Genomic DNA, 16215 nt, shown 5'->3' on the forward strand with positions numbered 1-16215 from the left:
AAGGCTGTGTTCTTGAGCCGGGCCGGGGGCACCGAGCCGAGCCGGGTGCCGAGCCGGCCCGGGCGAGCCGAGCCGGGCCGGGGCGCGACGGCGGACGAGGGACGGGAACAGCAGGATGGGCATGGTCAAGGTCGTCGGCCTGGTGCTGCACCCGAGGCGCGACTGCGGGTCGGCGATAGACGCCATCGTGAAGTGGGCCGAGCGCCGCGACGTCACCGTGCTGGGACTGCACGACGAGATCAATCGCATCGACTGCGACGCGGTGGCGGTGACTCCCGACGAGATGGTCGAGCGGGCCGGCCTGCTGGTCAGCCTGGGCGGCGACGGCACGATGCTGCGCACCATGCGGCTGGTCGAAGGGCGCAAGACCCCGGTGCTGGGCGTCAACGTCGGCCGGCTGGGCTTCCTGGCCGAGGTCGACCTGCCCGACCTGCCCGACGCGCTGTCGGCGATCGACGAGCACCGGTTCACCGTCGAGGCCCGCACGGCCGTACGCACCACGCTGCCCGACGGCAAAGAGGTCTCGGCGTTCAACGACATCGCGATGGTGCGCGTGCCCGGTGACGGTCTGGCCGCCATCGGCATCTCGGTCGAGGGCAAGAACTTCGTGAACTACGCGGCCGACGCGGTCATCGTCGCCACCCCCACCGGCTCGACGGCGTACAGCTTCTCGGCCGGCGGCCCGATCGTCTCACCGAACGTCGAGGGCCTCATCGTCACCGCCTCGGCCGCGCACTCCTCGTTCAACCGCCCGCTGATGCTGGCCCTGCAGGAGCAGCTCCGGCTCGACGTGCTGCCCACCAGCGGCCGGCTGGCCATCGAGGTGGACGGCATCATCGAGGGGTACGCCGGGCCCGACGACAAGCTGTCGATCGAACCGATCCCGTCGGCCGCCCAGGTGATCCGCCTGGGCAGCACGAGCTTCTACGAGCGGGCCCGCCGCAAGCTGCGCGTCGAGGGCAGCGCCCAGGTCGGCGTGGCCGACGCGTCCGAGGCCGTGGTGGTCGACAGCTTCGAGCAGCAGCGCTACGAGTTGCTGATCGGCGGCGAGGTCGCGGGTGTGCTGCACTACCGCCGCCACGGCGACAGCATCGAGCTGATGCACACCGAGATCGAGCAGCGGTTCTCCGGCCGGGGTTTGGCCGGCCGGCTCGCCGCGGCCGCGCTCGAGGACGCGCGCGGCCGGGCCACCCCGGTCCGGCCGACCTGCCCCTTCGTCATCGGATATCTGGAGCGCCACCCCGAGTTCACCGACCTGCTGGTCACCCCACCTGCCGATAGCTGAGGTACCTGCCATGGGCCACCCCGCGATCCTGACCGTCGACGACGACCCCGCGGTCTCCCGGGCGATCGCCCGCGACCTGCGACGCCGCTACGGCGACCAGTACCGCATCCTGCGCGCCTCGTCGGCCTCCGAGGCGCTCGACGCGCTCAAGGAGCTCAAGCTGCGCGGCGGCCGGGTCGCCGTCATCCTCGCCGACTACCGCATGCCACAGGTCAACGGCATCGAGTTCCTGGAGCAGGCGATGGACCTGTTCCCCAACGCGCGGCGGGCGCTGCTGACCGCGTACGCCGACACCGACGCGGCCATCCAGGCGATCAACGTCGTCGACGTCGACCACTACCTGCTCAAGCCCTGGGACCCGCCCGAGGAGAAGCTCTACCCGGTGCTCGACGCGCTGCTCGACGCCTGGCTGGCCACGGGCGACCGCGAGACCGAGGACATCCGGGTCGTCGGTCACCGGTGGAGCGAGCCGTCCTACGAGATCCGGGACTTCCTGGCCCGCAACCTGGTGCCCTACAAGTGGCTGGGCGCCGACGAGCCCGAGGGCCGCCGGTTGCTCGAGGCGGCCGGGGTCGGTCCCGAGTCGGTCCCGCTGGTGGTGACGGCCGACGGCCGGGCGATGGCCCAGCCCAGCAGCACCGCGGTGGCCGAGGCGGTCGGGCTCTCCACGGCGCCCGACCGCGACTTCTACGACCTGATCATCGTGGGCGGCGGTCCGGCCGGGCTGGGCGCGGCCGTCTACGGCGCCTCCGAGGGCCTGCGGACGCTGCTGGTCGAGCGGCGCGCGGTCGGCGGGCAGGCCGGGCAGAGCTCCCGCATCGAGAACTACCTGGGCTTCCCCGACGGCATCTCCGGCGCCCAGCTCACCGACCGCGCCCGCCGGCAGGCCGGCAAGTTCTCGGCCGAGGTGCTGACCACCCGCGACGTCACCGGCCTGCGCCCGGACGGCTCGGCCCGCACGCTGACGTTCGCCGACGGCGGCGAGATCTCGGCCCACTCCATCGTGCTGGCCACCGGCGTCTCCTACCGGCCGCTGATCGCCGACGGCGTGGCCGAGCTGACCGGTTCGGGCGTCTACTACGGCTCGGCCGCCACCGAGGGGCCCTCCTGCGAGGGCACCGACGTCTACATCGTCGGCGGCGCCAACTCGGCCGGGCAGGCGGCGTTGTTCTTCTCCCGGTACGCCCGGTCGGTGACCCTGTTGGTGCGCGGCGACTCGCTCGAGGCGTCGATGTCGTACTACCTGATCCAGCAGCTCAACAAGATCGAGAACATCCGGGTGCGCACCCGCTGCGAGGTCATCGGCGCCCAAGGCGACGGGCACCTGCAGGCGATCACGATCTGTGACAGCAAGGAGGGCGCGAGCACGACCGTCGAGTGCGGTTACCTCTTCGTCTTCATCGGCGCCGAGCCCCGCACCGAGTGGCTCGGGACGTCGGTCGCGCGGGACGAGAAGGGCTTCGTCTACACCGGGCCGGATCTGCTCTCAAATGGCACCCGTCCGAAGGGATGGGATCGGGACCGGGATCCGTTCTACCTTGAGTGCAGTGTTCCCGGCATTTTCGCCGCCGGCGACGTCCGGGCCAACTCGGTCAAACGGGTGGCTTCGGCGGTCGGCGAGGGCGCGATGGCCGTCACGCTGGTCCACCGCTACCTGGAGGCTCAGTAACCCATGGCTGACATCACCGACGAGGTCCGGCTCGTTCCCTGCGACCCCGGCGCGCTCACGCCCGACACCCTGCGCACCCTGTTCCTGTTCGAGAAGCTGACCGACGACCAGCTGGCCTGGCTCTCGCAGCACGGCTGCACCATGCACATGCCGGCCGGCGGCGTCGTGATCCGCGAGGGCGACCCCGCCGATCAGTTCTTCGTGCTGCTCAGCGGCACGATCGCGCTGACCCGCCGGATCGGTCAGGACGACGTCGAGACGACCCGCACCGAGCAGCGCGGCGTCTACATGGGCGCGACCCAGTCGTACCTGCGGGACGACGGTGTCGAGCGCAAGTACATGGCCAGCATGCGCGCGCTCGACGACTCCGACTTCTTCGTGATGAGCGCGTCCGACTTCGGTCACATGATGCGCGAGTGGTTCCCGATGGCGATCCACCTGCTCGAAGGTCTCACCCTGGGCATGCGCACCACCCAGGCGGCGGTCAGCGAGCGGCAGCGGCTCACCGCCCTCGGCGCGCTCTCGGCCGGGCTCATGCACGAGCTCAACAACCCCGCCGCCGCGGCCGGCCGGGCCACCAGCGCGCTGCGGCAGCGGGTCGCCGGCATGCGTCACAAGCTGGCCATGCTGGCCGCCGGCAAGGTCGACCCGGAACGCCTGGTGGCGCTGGTCGAGCTGCAGGAGGACGTGATCGAGCGGGCGGCCAAGGCCAAGCCGCTGACCGCGATGGAGACGGCCGACCGCGAGGACGAGCTCGGCGACTGGATGGACGAGCGCAACGTCACCAGCGGCTGGGACCTCGCGCCGGTCTTCGCCCAGGGCGGCATCGACATCGAGTGCCTCACCCTGATCGAGGAGCGGGTCGGCACCCAGAAACTGCTCGACCAGGCGATCCACTGGATCGGCTACGCGCTCGAGACCGAGCAGCTGATGAGCGACATCGAGGACGCCACCGGGCGGGTGTCGTCGCTGGTCTCGGCGGCCAAGCAGTACTCGCAGATGGACCGGGCGGCCCACCAGTGGATCGACGTGCACACCGGGGTCGACAGCACGCTGGTGATGCTCACCCACAAGATCGGCAACGGGGTCAAGGTCGTCAAGGACTACGACCGGTCGCTGCCGCAGATCCCGGCCCACCCGGCCGAGCTCAACCAGGTCTGGACCAACCTGATCGACAACGCGGTGCAGGCGATGAACGGCGTCGGCACGCTGACGGTCCGGACGTACCGCGAGGACGACCATGCCGTCGTCTCGATCGGGGACACCGGGCCGGGCGTGCCCGAGCAGCTGAAGAAGCGGGTCTTCGAGCCCTTCTTCACGACCAAGCCGGTGGGTGAGGGAACGGGGCTGGGCCTCGACATCTCGTACCGGATCGTGGTGAACGGGCACGGCGGTGACATCCGGTTGGAGTCCCAGCCGGGTGACACGCGGTTCCTGGTGCGGTTGCCGCTCACCGAGCCGTCCTCGGCCTGAACGGCCGCCGGCGGAGACCCGAGGGCCTCCGCCGGCGTACGACTCAGAGCAGACCGCGGAGGTAAGCGGCCTGTCCGGCGTGCTGCGCGTCGTCGTCGTAGACGCTGACGAGCCGCGCCCCGAGGGTGACCGGCGGATCCCAGTTGTCGTCCACCACCCGGTCGAGGTCCTGGTCGGTCAGACCGGCCAGATACCCCACCGTACGGTCGTGGACCGCCCGGTAGTAGTCGGTCAGCACCTGCGCGCTGCGCGGGGCCACCGCCGCGACCTGGGACGCGTCGTGGCCGTAGCCGGTCTCCGTCGCGTCCTTGAGCCCGAACTGCGACGCCCACTCGCCGGTCGCGTAGATCTGCTCGGCGCCCATCACCTCGGCGACGTGGTCGTCCTGCACCCGGGTCAGGTGCCAGACCAGCCAGCCGATGGTGTTGGCCCCCTCGGCCGGCTGCCAGCGCAGCTGCTCCGGCGTGAGGCCCTGGACGGCCGTGTTCACCAGCTCGGGGAGACGCCCGAAGGCTTCGGTCAGTACGTCTTTCGCGTCCACCCGCTACTCCCCGTCCTGCTGGTCGTCCGGCTGGATCTGCTGGTCGTTCAGCTGGCTCCCGTCCTGGCCCGATCCGTCACCGGTCGTGCCGTCCTGCTGAGTGGTGTCCTCGCCGGTGCCGGTGGGCTCGTCGGTCGGCGTCGTGCCGGGGTCGACCCCATCGGTCTGCTGCGGCTCGGCCGGCTGGGTCGGCGAGGTCGTCGGCGTCACGGTCGGCTCGGTGCTCGGCGTGGCGGTCGGGTCGGCGCTCTCGGAACCCTCATCGGGCTCGGTGGACGGCGATTCCGACGGCGTGGTCGTGCCCTCCTGCCGGTCGCGGCTGCCGTTGTCGCCGCTGAAGGCCGAGCCGAGCGTCGTGCTCGAGCTGGTCTTGTGGCCGACGGCGGCCGGGACGCTCTTCCCGCTGATCAACTCGAACGCGGTGAGCGAACCCATCGCGAGCACGAACAGCGTGCCCGCCGCGGCGGCGATCCGGCCCCAGTGCATCTTGACCGGTGCGGACAGCGCCGCCGGCGCGGTTTCCTCGGACGGGACCTCGTGGGCGGCCTCCACCGACGGGGTGCCGACCGCGGCCGGCGCGGTGACGAACGTCGACTTGATCCGCTGGCTCCCGCGCTGCAGCCAGCGCTGGTAGAGCTCCGTGCCGACCGAGCCGATGAGGCTGGCCACGGCGGCGCCGATCAGGGTGCCGGCCACGCCGAGAAACGAGCCGATCACCGCGGCGGAGACCGCGGCGAGGGTGCCCGCGAGGGTCTTGGTGATGTCGATGCCGGACCAGGGTTTGGCCGGTGCGTGCTCGGTCATGTCCTCCTCTGCCCTTACGTCGGATGTGCTTACTTCTGTCCGGTGAAGCTCTTCGCCTTCTCCGTACGGCTGATCGCTAAACCCCGCCGCTGTGCCCACACCTCGCGGAGTGGACGGACCACGATGCCCTCCTCGGCCATGCGCTGCCGGGCCAGCCTGCGGGTTCGCAGGATCCCGACCACGCCGATCACGAGGAAGACGTATTGCACCGACATGGCCACTTTGAAGTCGGCGATGTCATAGGTAGCGGCACCGCCGGTGCGCGCGTCGAGGATAAGGCCGATCAGCTCGATCGACAGCAACGACGCGACGAAGCCGCCGACGTTGACGACGCCGGTCGCGGTGCCCAGCCGGCTGGCCGGGTTGAACGTGCGAGCGTAGTCGAAGCCGATCATCGAGCCCGGGCCGCCCAGGCCCAGCGCCACGATCAGCAGCACGAGCACCGGCAGCGGCGCATGCCCCGGCCACGCCAGCACCAGGCCCCAGCCGGCCGCGTTCACGCCGACCACGCCCAGCACCAGCCACGACCGGCGCAACGGGTGCCGCTGCACGAGGATCCCGATTAGCGGTCCGGCCGCCATGCCGACCAGGACGAACAGGGTGAGCAGCGAGCTCGCCGTCTCCCGGGCCAGCCCCTGCCCGGCGATGAGGAACGGGAAGCCCCACATCAGCGCGAACACCGTGCCCATGAACTGGGTCGTGAAGTGCGTCCACAACCCCAGCCGGGTGCCCGGATGCCGCCAGGCGCTGCCCAGGTTCTCCCCGAGCTGCCGCATCGTCATCGACGCGCCGTTGCTGAGCCGCCGTTCCGGGGTGTCGCGCAGCGCGGCGAACGCGGCGATCGACACGAAGACCCCGGCGCCCGCCGCCGCGAAGAAGGCGGTCCGCCAGCCCGGCCCGGCCAGCAGGATCGCCAGCGGCACGGCCGACAGCACCTGCCCGGCCTGCCCGACGATGCCGGTCAGCTGGGTCAGAACGGGCACCCGGTTGGCCGGGAACCACTGTGGCACCAGCCGCAACACGCTGATGAAGGTCATCGCGTCGCCCGCACCGACCAGGACGCGGGCCAGCACCGCGCCGCCGACGTGATCGGTGGTTGCCATGATCGCCTGACCGGCCGCCATCAGCACACCGCCGCTGACCACCAGTCGCAGCGACCCGAAGCGGTCGAGCAACAGCCCGACCGGCACCTGCAGACCGGCGTACACGAGTAGTTGCAGCACGGCGAACGAGGCGAGCGCCCCGGCGCCGATGTCGAAACGGTGCTGCGCGTCCAGCCCGGCAACGCCGAGAGAGGTGCGGTGCAGCACGGCGACGATGTACGCGGCGAGGCCGACGGCCCAGACCGCCCAAGCCCGTGCTGGAGTACGCAAGGGCATGAGACGCCTTCCACTCGCTCTTGGCACGTAAGGACTCAAGCCTTGCCCGTCCGGCCGCCGGTCACAACCGAATCCGCCCCGAACGAGACGTGGGTCCGGTCACTGATCGTCTGACCAGGGCGTCAAGCCCATTTCCGCGATTCGGCGACGTTGTGATCACTATTACCCGGCGGAAGAATCCCGGGTCCGGCCGCCTTGACGCTGAATATGCGCCAAGACCTGTCCCCCGGGGAGCTCCTGCCCTCCGGCCGTCGACTGAGCATCGTCCTCGTCCTCGGGTTCCTGTCCGCCCTCGGGCCGCTGACGATCGACATGTACCTCCCGTCGCTTCCGACGATCACCACCGACCTGCACTCCACCGAGGCGGCGGTACAGCTCACGCTCACCGGCACCCTGCTCGGCCTGGCCCTCGGTCAGCTGCTGATCGGCCCGCTCTCCGACGCGATCGGGCGCCGGGCCCCGCTGCTCGCCGGGGTCGCCGTACACGTCTTGGCCACCGTTCTCTGCGTGGTCGCTCCCAACCTGGCCATCCTGGGCTCGCTGCGGGTCCTGCAGGGCCTGGGCGCGGCGGCGGCCGCCGTGGTCGGGATGGCCATCGTGCGCGACCTGTTCAGCGGGCTCGCCGCGGCCAAGCTGCTCTCCCGGCTGATGCTCGTCATCGGAGTGGCGCCGATCCTCGCGCCGACCATCGGCGGCGCGGTGCTCACCTGGACGTCGTGGCGCGGCGTCTTCGTGGTGCTCGCGCTGATGGCGATCGCGATCCTGACCGCGACCGCGCTGCTGCTGCCCGAGACGCTGCCGGCTGAGCGCCGCCGCAACGGCGGGGTGACCGGGACGCTGCGCGACTACGGCACGCTGTTCAAGGACCGCGCGTACGTCGGTCTGATCCTGGTCGCCGGGCTCGCCTTCTCGGCCCTCTTCGCGTACGTCAGCGGCTCGTCCTTCGTCTTCCAGGACGAGTACGGGCTGAGCCAGCAGCAGTTCGCGTACGTCTTCGCCGGTGGCGCGGTCGGCCTGATCGGCGCCACCCAGCTCAACGTCCGCCTGCTGCGCCGCTGGACTCCCGCGCAGATCCTCAGCTCCTCGCTGATCGCCGGCGCGGTCTTCGGCGGCGTGCTGCTCGTCTTCGCCGCCACCGGCTTCGGCGGCCTGATCGGCATCCTGATCCCGCTGTGGCTGGTGCTCGCCACCGTCGGCCTGGCCATGCCCAACGCCCCCGCGCTGGCCCTGTCCCGGCACGGCGAGGCCGCCGGGACGGCTGCGGCCCTGCTGGGCGCGGTGCAGTTCGGCGTCGGCGCGCTGGCCGCCCCGCTGGTCGGGGTGCTCGGCAACAGCGCGATCGCCATGGCCATCGTGGTCTTCGGCGGCATGATCGCCGCCGTCGTGGTGCTGGAAACGGTCGTCCGGCCGAGCCGGCTTCCGGTCGAGACCGGTGAGCCCGTGATGGCCGTCGCACACTGAGCGACGCGCGTCGCATTGCCGTGAGCCGATCTCACCGGCGGGGTAGTCGGGCCGCATGCGCGAACGATCCCCTCGCCGGTGGGCCTGGCTCGGCGTCCTGGTCACCGGTCTTGCCCTGTACGCCGTCGTTCTGCGGACCCTGGTCCACACGCAGAACCCCAACTTCGTGCCGGCGCTGATCCTGCTCGGCGCGACGGTCGTACCGCTGTCCTTCCTCACCTTCGCCCAGGCCCGCACCGGCCGCTGGCAGGTGCCGACCTCGGCCCTGGCCATCTCGGCGTTCTTCGGCGGGGTCATCGGCATCGTGGTCGCGGGCACCCTCGAATACGACACCCTGCGCGGCCTCGGCGTGCTGCCGATGGTGCTGGTGGCGATCATCGAGGAGTCGGCCAAACTGATCGTGCCGCTGATCCTGCTGCTCACGATCATGCGCCGGCACGAGCGCCGCCTGCCCTCCGACGGCCTGATAATCGGGGTCGCGGCCGGCCTGGGCTTCGCCGCCCTCGAGACCATGGGGTACGCCTTCACCGCGCTGCTCGCCTCGAACGGCAACATCGGCAGCGTCGAGCAGACCCTGTTCCTGCGCGGCCTCACCGCCCCCGCCGGCCACACCGCCTGGACCGGGCTGACCGCCGGCGCGCTGTGGGCCCTGATCGCGGCCCCGAGCGCCCGTCGCGTGCTCGCCTTCCTGGGCACCTTCGCCGGCGCGGTCGTCCTGCACACCTGCTGGGACACCTTCGGCGCGCCGATCCCGTACGTCATCCTGGCCGTCGTCAGCCTGGGCTGGCTGTTCCTGGCCCTGCGCCACTACCGGGCGTTCGCCGACCACTCCCCCGCCCCCGCGGCACTGCAACCCCTGACGATCTAGGCGACTGGTGCTGAACGGCGGTTGGCCGGCGTAGCCGACGGGCCGCCGTTGTGGTTCTGGTGCAACTGTCCGGCGAGGTTGGTGGCGGCGGCCAGCAGGGTGGAAGTCTGCGCTGATTCGTTCGCGGCCGCGGCGCCCATCTCCCCCTCGAAAAGCGGTGATGGGACATGGCTCATCGGCTGATTCTGGTGGCGCCTTCGGTATGAGGAAATGGGCAGGTTGCCGTTCGGCGGGGAAGGTGCGGTTTGCGTACTCACGGGCCACCCATCGTCGTGCACGGCCCATCGCGCTGGAGGCGGGCGCGGTTTCTCACCGTCGCGCCCGCGCGGACCGCGGTGGTCCTGACTGCGGTCGTCGCCGCGGCCGGCGGTGTGGTCCTGCTCAGCCGGCAGTCGTGGCTGCCCGGGGTGGCTCTCGTCGCGCCGGCGGTCGCGGCGATCCTGGCCGTCGCCGGTGCCCTGCTCGCACGGCCTCGAGCCGCGGTCGTCGACGGCCACGCCTGGTGGGATGTCGAGAAGTGGTGCCGGACGATCCTCAGCGCGTGGCCACGAGCGGAAGGGATGATCGGTCTCGAAGACGTCACCGCGGTAGTCGAGAGCGCCAGATGGGACCTGGCCCGCCTGCACGCCGAGCGCGGTGAGCTGGTCGCCGCCCGGGACGAAGCGACCTTCGCCCAATACGGCTTCGACTGGGACGACCCGCTCCGGCAACAGTTGGGGGCGCGGCGCGAGCAGGTGGTGCAGCGTCTGGAAACCCTGGACCAGGAAATCGCCCGGCGGTCCGGTCGTCTGCGCTCGCTGGCCGAGCACTGCGCCCATCTCAGTTACCGTCCGGACAGCGCGCGCCGCACCTCCAAGCGGGAACGCCGCGCGTACAAGGCGCTCGCACAGGCCGACTCGGCGATGGTCGGCGCAGCACCCTGGGACGTGCGCACCGATCCGGCAACCGACCTGGCCGAGCAGACCGCTGTCGTGCTGACCGCTTATCAGGAACTCGCGGCCGGACACGAGGAAAACCGACCAACCGCAGTTGACTCCCCAGAGACGCCATGGGTGCCTGGCGGTCGGCCTCAGGGGAGGTAGCGCATCTCGCGGAAGGCCGGGCTGGGGCCTTCGAGCAGGCGTTGCCGCTGGTGGCGCAGGTGCAGGTCGAAGAACGCCAGGGGGTACGCCTGCTGGATACGCACCGCCCGGCCGGGGGGCAGCTTGCCGATCCACGACCGCAGGACCTTCTCGCTCCACCCGAGCGCCGCCCCGATCTGCGGCAGCAGGAACTGGTAGTCGTCGTAGGCGTTGTGGATCGCGCCGCGGGCCTGGACGTTGAGTTTCCAGCCGGTCAGGTGGGACCAGAACTGGGCGACCGGCGCCGTGGCCCGGGTGTAATCCGCGGTCATCAGCATGAACGGGCGATCTAGGTCGGCGGTGACCAGGGGCTCCATCGGGGCGTCCAGGCTCAGCCCGGCCCGTACGCGCGGGTCCACGCCCATGACCAGCGCGGTCGCGGTCCCGCCCTTCGAGGTGCCGAACATGCCGATGCGCCGTGGGTCGGGTGCGCCGATCAGCCCGGCCGGCAGCGGTTTGCCGTCGGCGTCGGGGTTCCGGCCCGCCGCGAGACCGTCGACGCAGTCCAGCACGTACGGGATGTCGGCGGCGAAGTCGGGGGCGCCGAGGGAGTGCTCGCCGTCGATCGGGGCGAGGCGCCGGCCGTCGGGGAACTCGACGAACGCGTCGTACGTGTGGTCCACAGTGACCACCAGGTAGCCGTGACTGGCCAGCTCCTGGACCACGATCGTGGTGTCGGCGCGTTGGTCGTGGGCCTCGGGCGAGTAGACGACGACCGGCAGGGGACCACCCGCGCGCCGTACCGGAGCACCCACCCGCCCGGCCGTGATCGGAGGGCCGCCCACCGCGGCCGACGGGATCCCGTTGAACTCCAGCAGATCGCGCAGCAGCGGGTCGGACATCCAGACGGCCCGCGGGTGACGGGCGGCGTCCCGGGCCGGATACCAGAGGCTGACCATCAGTTCGCGGTAGTGGCCCGGACCGGCCACCGGATCCGGCCGCGACCGGTCGACCAGGTGCAGGGCCACCGTGCCGATCGGGTACGGACCGGTCGGCGCGGGCAGGACCATGCGGGGTGCGCCGGCAGCGGGCGGGCGATCGGCCGCTGCCGCCGGCCCGGCCAGGCCGAGCGGCACGGTGAGCCCCGCGCCCAGCGCGGCGGAGAGCAGGCCACGGCGGGACAGGTACTTCTCGATCGACGGTGTGCGGGGCATGGCGTCTCCTACTCGTCGTTCGTGGTCTCGACGCGGGCGATCAGCTGCTTGAGCCGCCGGATCTCGTTGGACAGCGCGGTGACGCCGTCGTCGGTAAGCGTGATCCAGGTGCGGCCGCGCCGGCCCTCGTAGCCCTTCTCCACCTCGATCAGGCCGGCCGCCTCGAGCACGCTCAGGTGTTTGGAAAGGTTGCCCGCGGTCAGCTCGAGCTGGGTGCGCAGATAGCCGAACTCGACCCGGCGGGCCTCGTGCGTGATGGCCAGGATGCCCAGCCGCACCCGTTGGTGCACGACCTCGTCCAGTCCGTTGGCCGGGTGCGCGGCGTCCGGATCCGGGGTTTGTGTCACGGCCGTCACCGAGGCCGCCGTCGGGCGGCTCGGAAGCCGAGAGCGCCCAGCAGCAGCACCACACCGACGATGAGCTGCGGCACCGCGAACTGCGCCCGGAGACCCCACTTGGGCGGTCCGATGCCGATGTTCAACGGCAGCACCAGCACCAGAGCCAGGTAGGCGAGCGTGAACAGCAGGAGTGCGACGTTGCGCTCCAGCCAGGCCAGCACCAGCAGCGCGACCCCGACCATGGCCCACGGCATGACCAGCCGGTCGAGCAGGAACCACCAGTAGGGCAGCGGCCCCTCCGGCACCGGATGGCTGGACAGATAGAGCCGCAGGCCGAACCAGGCGGCCGGGAACACGACCGTCGTGGCCGCGCCGGTGATCGCATACGGCAACACCCGGGTTCCGACACCTCGCGCCCGGGCCGCCCGCACATAGCAGAAGGCGATGGCCGCGTAGGTCAGGAGCATCGCCACCGGCCAGTAATACAGCAAGCCCTGTCTCGCGTATTGGCAGCCGCCGTCGGGATAACAGGTCACCTTCATGCCGAACCAGTCGAACGGGATGCCCACCAGCGTCGCCGCGGCCAGCACGAGCAGCGCGGCCCAGGTCATTCGCTGGTCGAGACGAACGCGATGGGCGAGGGCGCGGATGTCGGACAGCAGTCGGCGGGGATCGCCGGCGGCGGAGGCCGAGTCGGTGGTCATGCCAATAGGTTTCCACAGCAAACCGATCGGCGCTAGTGCGAGAAGGGCCGGGCGGGGGCGGACAGGCGCTCGGTGTCTTCGCTAGCCTCGCGGGATGCGTAGTCCCACCCAGCCTCGGATCGGCGTCGATGGCATCGCCGGGATCGTCCGGGACGGCCTCGGGGCCCTCGTGTCGGAGGCGACCGAGTTGACCGGGGGCGGGTTCGCCGCCGTCTGGCGGGCTTCGCTCAGCGATGGGCGTGACGTCGTGGTCAAGGTGGGGCCACCGCCGTCGGCTCGCCTTCTGGAGTACGAGCGGGGGCTGATCCCGGCCGAGGCGGAGTACTTCACCCTCGTACGCGGGAAGGCGCCCGTGCCGGTGGTGCTGGCTCACGGCGAGAGCTGGATCATCTCGTCGCTCCTACCTGGGCGGCCGTTGACCGAGGGCGACTCGCCCCTCGCGCGGCGGCACCTGGGCGCGGCGGTGGCCCGGGTGCACACCATCAGCGGGCCGCGGTTCGGCTACACCGGGGACCGGCCGTCGGCGGCGGACTGGCCGGGCGCCTTCGCCGCGATGATCGCCTCCCTGCGGGCCGACGCGGCGGCGTGGGAGGTGCCGCTGCCACCGCTCGACGGTCTGGTCGAACGGCACCGCGCGGTGCTGGCCACGGTGACCCGGCCGGCGCTGCTCCACTTCGACCTGTGGGACGGCAACGTGCTGGTGGCGCCGGACGGGTCGCTCAGCGGGCTGGTCGACGGCGAGCGCTACCTCTACGGCGATCCGCTGCTCGACTTCGTGTCGCCCGCGCTGTTCCGTCGCATCGACGCCGCCCACCCGTTCGCGATCGGTTACGGCGCCGGGCCCTTCACGGCGGACGAGGAGATCCGGCTGGCGCTCTACCGGGTTCACCTCTACGTGCTGATGCTGGCCGAGGGGCCGAGCCGGGGCATCGCGGCGGACAGCGAACGCCAGCGGAACGTGACCGCTCTGCTCGAGGCCGAGTTGGCGTCGCTGTGACCGGTCAGGTCGCGTGGACGACCCCGGCCGATCCGGGCTTCGCCGCGGTCGCCGCGCTCTTCGACGAATACCGGACCCACTACGGCGAGCCCCCGGACGTCGAGGCGACTCTCGCGTGGCTGACCGGCCAGGTCACGGCCGGCCGGCTCAGGGTGGCGGCCGCGGCGGACCTCGGCTTCGTCACCACCGCCGTGCTGCCGGCCTCGCTGACGCTGGGCGAGGCCTGGCTGGTCCGCGATCTGTACGTCCCGGCGCGAGCCCGGCGGCGCGGTGTGGCGCGGGCCCTGCTCACCCACGTCGTCGAGGCGGCCCGGGCGGCCGGCGCGCGCCGGGTGTCGTTGCAGACCGAGACCGGCAACGCCCCGGCGCTCGCCCTCTATGCCGCGGCCGGCTTCCGCCCGGTCACCGGCCTGGAGATGCTCAACCTGCCTCTCGGCTGAACAGCTCGGCCTCGGCCTCGGGCGGGAACGGGTCGTCGGCGGGCCCGCCGCGCGCGACGTCCCAGGCCAGCACGTCGGCCGCCGTCTCGTGGACCGGCCGGGTGGTCAGGCCGTGGGCCCGGGCCCGTTCGCCGTCGACGAGGTTGGCCGCGGCCCACTGTGGATCGCCGATCCAGAGCGGCACACCCATCCACGGGTCCACGCCGGCCGCGATCAGCTTCGCGCCCGGCACCCAGACCAGTTCGGCCGGGGCGGTGGTCCGGCACGCGTCGAGGAGCTCGCGCATCGGCAGCGGCCGGCCGACCACGTTGAAGACGCCGGTGTTCTCGCTCAGAAGCCAGGCGCCCAGATCCCGTACGTCGATGAGCTGCGCCGGGTCGTCCGGCGCGCCCGGGGCCAGGACGCGTCCGCCGCGGGCCAGCCGGCGGGGCCAGTGCGGGAAGCGCTCCGTCGGGTCGTGCGGCCCCACGATGAGGCCCGGCCGCGCGATCAGGGCCCGTTCCCCGAGGCCTTCCTGGACGACGCTTTCACAGCGCGCCTTGCGACCGCCGTACGAGTCGTCGTCGAGAACGGCCGAGCCCTCATCCGCCGGAACGCTCTGATCGGCGTACACGGAGACCGAGGAGACGAAGACGTAACGCCCGACGCTGTCCCGCAGCGCGTCGACCGACCGGCCGACCACCTCGGGCTGATAGCCGGCGCAGTCGACGACCGTGTCGAACCGCCGCCCGGCCAGCGGTGAGAGGTCGACGGTGCGGTCCCCGACGACGGTTTCCGCCTCCGGGTAGAGCCCAGGCGCCGTCCGGCCCCGGTTGAAGAGAGTGACGTCATGGCCGGCGGCGAGCGCGGCCTCGACAACGGCACGGCCGACGAACCGCGTGCCGCCGAGCACCAGAATGCGCATTTCTGAGCTTCCTTTCAGGCTGTGAAGACGGCCTCACCCCAGTCGTTCACTGCCTGCGGCGGTCGATCCTAACCGGTGGAGCCGGTCCGGACGGCGATGGCGAGAAAGCGGTTGTCGTCGTCCTCATAGGACGAGAGGGCCCACCCCGCGCCGGTGAGCAACGGCCGAAGGTTGTCCTCGTTCAGGGGCTCGTCCGGCCTCAGCTCGCGGCCGTGCCGGGCGGCCAGCGCCGCGCGGCCGGTCGGGTGGAACAACACCAGACGGCCGCCGGGCCGGGTGACGCGGCCCAGCTCGGTCAGGCCGGCCGCGGGATCGGGCAGGTGGTGGACCAGGCCGGCGGCGAAGACGACGTCGGCCGTCGCGTCGGCCAGCGGCAGGTGCGAGGCGTCGGCCCGCACCAGGGCGGCCCCGCGGTCGCGGCCGCGAGCGCGGGCCTGGGCCAGCATGTCGTGGGTGCAGTCGATGCCGATCACCTGGCCGGTCGGGCCGACCGCGGCGACCAGGGCGGGCAGGGCCCGGCCGGTGCCGCAGCCGACGTCGAGGGCCACCTCGCCGGGCGCCGGGCCGGCCGCGGCGACGGCCCGGGCGTACGCGGGAAGGTCGTCGCCGAATTTCTCGTCCCAGCCGGCTGCCCGCGGGGCGAAGAAGGCCTGACTCTCGGCCAGATGCCAGCGTTCGGGGCCGGCCAGGCGCGGGTGCAGCTCGCGGATCACCGGCCACTGAGGATCGTTGTTGTCGATCACCACCTGGGCCCGCCGCTCCCCCTCGCCCGCGGGGCCGCGGGCGCCCGAGCGCAGATAGACGATCACCCGGTCGGTGGCCGGTTCGAGCACGTTCATCGCCGAGTCGAGCACGCCGCCGGACGGACCGGTCAGCCCGAGCACCGCGTCGACCTTCCAGGCGCGGGCCGACGGCGGGAACGCCGCCGCCAGACAGGAGGCGAACCGGGCGGCGGCGCCGTGGTCACCGCCGTCGACGATGACGGTGAGCGGCGCGCGAGGGGTGAGGATCTCGGCCAGGAACGAGGTGACCTCGGTGAGGCGCTGGGACACGCCCACCAGCATGCCGTCGCGGGTG

General features: G+C 71.8%; 17 protein-coding genes. 8 read left to right on the top strand and 9 right to left on the bottom strand.

Annotated elements, in window-relative coordinates; all coding sequences use genetic code 11:
- Positions 1-121 precede the first annotated feature (121 nt).
- The 3 genes from HJC40_RS33665 to HJC40_RS33675 are packed head-to-tail and all read left to right on the top strand — an operon-like array spanning position 122 to position 4427.
- The gene (locus HJC40_RS33665; RefSeq protein WP_250007422.1) at positions 122-1285 is read left to right on the top strand and encodes an NAD(+)/NADH kinase; all 1164 of its coding nucleotides are present in this window, start codon (positions 122-124) and stop codon (positions 1283-1285) included.
- Positions 1286-1295: 10 nt separating this feature from the next.
- Positions 1296-2954 carry an FAD-dependent oxidoreductase gene (locus HJC40_RS33670; RefSeq protein WP_250007424.1) on the top strand — a complete coding sequence of 553 codons (1659 nt, stop codon included), beginning with the start codon at positions 1296-1298 and terminating at the stop codon, positions 2952-2954.
- 3 nt (positions 2955-2957) lie between these two features.
- A complete protein-coding gene (locus HJC40_RS33675; RefSeq protein ID WP_250007425.1) occupies positions 2958-4427 on the top strand; it encodes an ATP-binding protein in 1470 nt (489 codons plus the stop codon).
- Between the two features lie 43 nt (positions 4428-4470).
- On the opposite strand, the gene HJC40_RS33680 is transcribed toward HJC40_RS33675, so the two are convergent.
- Genes HJC40_RS33680 through HJC40_RS33690 form a run of 3 tightly spaced genes read right to left on the bottom strand, consistent with a single transcriptional unit; the run spans position 4471 to position 7151 of the window.
- Positions 4471-4968, bottom strand: a complete 498-nt coding sequence (locus HJC40_RS33680) for a DinB family protein (RefSeq protein WP_250007426.1) — start codon at positions 4966-4968, stop codon at positions 4471-4473.
- A gap of 3 nt (positions 4969-4971) precedes the next feature.
- Positions 4972-5772 (bottom strand): hypothetical protein, encoded by an 801-nt coding sequence (locus HJC40_RS33685; RefSeq protein ID WP_250007427.1) that lies wholly within the window; start codon positions 5770-5772, stop codon positions 4972-4974.
- 29 nt (positions 5773-5801) lie between these two features.
- On the bottom strand, positions 5802-7151 hold the full coding sequence (locus HJC40_RS33690) for a nitrate/nitrite transporter (protein WP_250007428.1): 1350 nt from the start codon (positions 7149-7151) through the stop codon (positions 5802-5804).
- Between the two features lie 207 nt (positions 7152-7358).
- Between HJC40_RS33690 and HJC40_RS33695 the strand changes: the two genes are divergently transcribed.
- Together HJC40_RS33695 and HJC40_RS33700 are read left to right on the top strand one after the other, a co-directional pair.
- A complete protein-coding gene (locus HJC40_RS33695; RefSeq protein WP_250007430.1) occupies positions 7359-8612 on the top strand; it encodes a multidrug effflux MFS transporter in 1254 nt (417 codons plus the stop codon).
- 55 nt (positions 8613-8667) lie between these two features.
- A complete protein-coding gene (locus HJC40_RS33700; protein WP_250007431.1) occupies positions 8668-9480 on the top strand; it encodes a PrsW family intramembrane metalloprotease in 813 nt (270 codons plus the stop codon).
- On the opposite strand, the gene HJC40_RS33705 is transcribed toward HJC40_RS33700, so the two are convergent.
- On the bottom strand, positions 9477-9656 hold the full coding sequence (locus tag HJC40_RS33705; RefSeq protein WP_250007432.1) for a hypothetical protein: 180 nt from the start codon (positions 9654-9656) through the stop codon (positions 9477-9479). The genes HJC40_RS33700 and HJC40_RS33705 overlap by 4 nt on opposite strands.
- Positions 9657-9725: 69 nt before the next feature.
- On the opposite strand from HJC40_RS33705, the gene HJC40_RS33710 reads away from it, so the two are divergent.
- The gene (locus HJC40_RS33710) at positions 9726-10562 is read left to right on the top strand and encodes a hypothetical protein (RefSeq protein ID WP_250007433.1); all 837 of its coding nucleotides are present in this window, start codon (positions 9726-9728) and stop codon (positions 10560-10562) included.
- Here HJC40_RS33710 and HJC40_RS33715 read toward each other — a convergent pair.
- Genes HJC40_RS33715 through HJC40_RS33725 form a run of 3 tightly spaced genes read right to left on the bottom strand, consistent with a single transcriptional unit; the run spans position 10550 to position 12797 of the window.
- The gene (locus HJC40_RS33715) at positions 10550-11755 is read right to left on the bottom strand and encodes an acetylhydrolase (RefSeq protein WP_250007434.1); all 1206 of its coding nucleotides are present in this window, start codon (positions 11753-11755) and stop codon (positions 10550-10552) included. The two genes, HJC40_RS33710 and HJC40_RS33715, sit on opposite strands and share 13 nt — an antisense overlap.
- An 8-nt stretch (positions 11756-11763) precedes the next feature.
- Positions 11764-12102 carry a transcriptional regulator gene (locus tag HJC40_RS33720; RefSeq protein ID WP_374273359.1) on the bottom strand — a complete coding sequence of 113 codons (339 nt, stop codon included), beginning with the start codon at positions 12100-12102 and terminating at the stop codon, positions 11764-11766.
- A 5-nt stretch (positions 12103-12107) separates the two neighbouring features.
- On the bottom strand, positions 12108-12797 hold the full coding sequence (locus HJC40_RS33725) for a hypothetical protein (RefSeq protein WP_250007437.1): 690 nt from the start codon (positions 12795-12797) through the stop codon (positions 12108-12110).
- Between the two features lie 94 nt (positions 12798-12891).
- Between HJC40_RS33725 and HJC40_RS33730 the strand changes: the two genes are divergently transcribed.
- Positions 12892-13794, top strand: a complete 903-nt coding sequence (locus HJC40_RS33730) for an aminoglycoside phosphotransferase family protein (protein WP_250007438.1) — start codon at positions 12892-12894, stop codon at positions 13792-13794.
- Positions 13791-14234 (top strand): GNAT family N-acetyltransferase, encoded by a 444-nt coding sequence (locus HJC40_RS46350; RefSeq protein ID WP_250007439.1) that lies wholly within the window; start codon positions 13791-13793, stop codon positions 14232-14234. The genes HJC40_RS33730 and HJC40_RS46350 overlap by 4 nt, the downstream gene beginning before the upstream one ends.
- Here HJC40_RS46350 and HJC40_RS33740 read toward each other — a convergent pair.
- Positions 14215-15138, bottom strand: a complete 924-nt coding sequence (locus tag HJC40_RS33740; RefSeq protein WP_250007440.1) for an NAD-dependent epimerase/dehydratase family protein — start codon at positions 15136-15138, stop codon at positions 14215-14217. The two genes, HJC40_RS46350 and HJC40_RS33740, sit on opposite strands and share 20 nt — an antisense overlap.
- A gap of 68 nt (positions 15139-15206) precedes the next feature.
- Complete coding sequence (locus HJC40_RS33745; protein WP_250007442.1) at positions 15207-16190, bottom strand: class I SAM-dependent methyltransferase; 984 nt, start codon at positions 16188-16190, stop codon at positions 15207-15209.
- Between the last annotated feature and the right edge of the window lie 25 nt (positions 16191-16215).

Origin of the sequence: Actinoplanes sp. M2I2 (assembly GCF_023544445.1) — a bacterium.
Lineage (GTDB): Bacteria > Actinomycetota > Actinomycetes > Mycobacteriales > Micromonosporaceae > Actinoplanes.

Excerpts from the sequence above, each read along its gene's own strand:
- HJC40_RS33665 (WP_250007422.1), top strand. The coding sequence starts at position 122 with ATGGTCAAGGTCGTCGGCCTGGTGCTGCACCCGAGGCGCGACTGCGGG.
- HJC40_RS33670 (WP_250007424.1), top strand. The coding sequence starts at position 1,296 with ATGGGCCACCCCGCGATCCTGACCGTCGACGACGACCCCGCGGTCTCC.
- HJC40_RS33675 (WP_250007425.1), top strand. The coding sequence starts at position 2,958 with ATGGCTGACATCACCGACGAGGTCCGGCTCGTTCCCTGCGACCCCGGC.
- HJC40_RS33685 (WP_250007427.1), bottom strand. The coding sequence starts at position 5,772 with ATGACCGAGCACGCACCGGCCAAACCCTGGTCCGGCATCGACATCACC.
- HJC40_RS33690 (WP_250007428.1), bottom strand. The coding sequence starts at position 7,151 with ATGCCCTTGCGTACTCCAGCACGGGCTTGGGCGGTCTGGGCCGTCGGC.
- HJC40_RS33695 (WP_250007430.1), top strand. The coding sequence starts at position 7,359 with ATGCGCCAAGACCTGTCCCCCGGGGAGCTCCTGCCCTCCGGCCGTCGA.
- HJC40_RS33700 (WP_250007431.1), top strand. The coding sequence starts at position 8,668 with ATGCGCGAACGATCCCCTCGCCGGTGGGCCTGGCTCGGCGTCCTGGTC.
- HJC40_RS33705 (WP_250007432.1), bottom strand. The coding sequence starts at position 9,656 with ATGAGCCATGTCCCATCACCGCTTTTCGAGGGGGAGATGGGCGCCGCG.
- HJC40_RS33715 (WP_250007434.1), bottom strand. The coding sequence starts at position 11,755 with ATGCCCCGCACACCGTCGATCGAGAAGTACCTGTCCCGCCGTGGCCTG.
- HJC40_RS33725 (WP_250007437.1), bottom strand. The coding sequence starts at position 12,797 with ATGACCACCGACTCGGCCTCCGCCGCCGGCGATCCCCGCCGACTGCTG.
- HJC40_RS33730 (WP_250007438.1), top strand. The coding sequence starts at position 12,892 with ATGCGTAGTCCCACCCAGCCTCGGATCGGCGTCGATGGCATCGCCGGG.
- HJC40_RS33740 (WP_250007440.1), bottom strand. The coding sequence starts at position 15,138 with ATGCGCATTCTGGTGCTCGGCGGCACGCGGTTCGTCGGCCGTGCCGTT.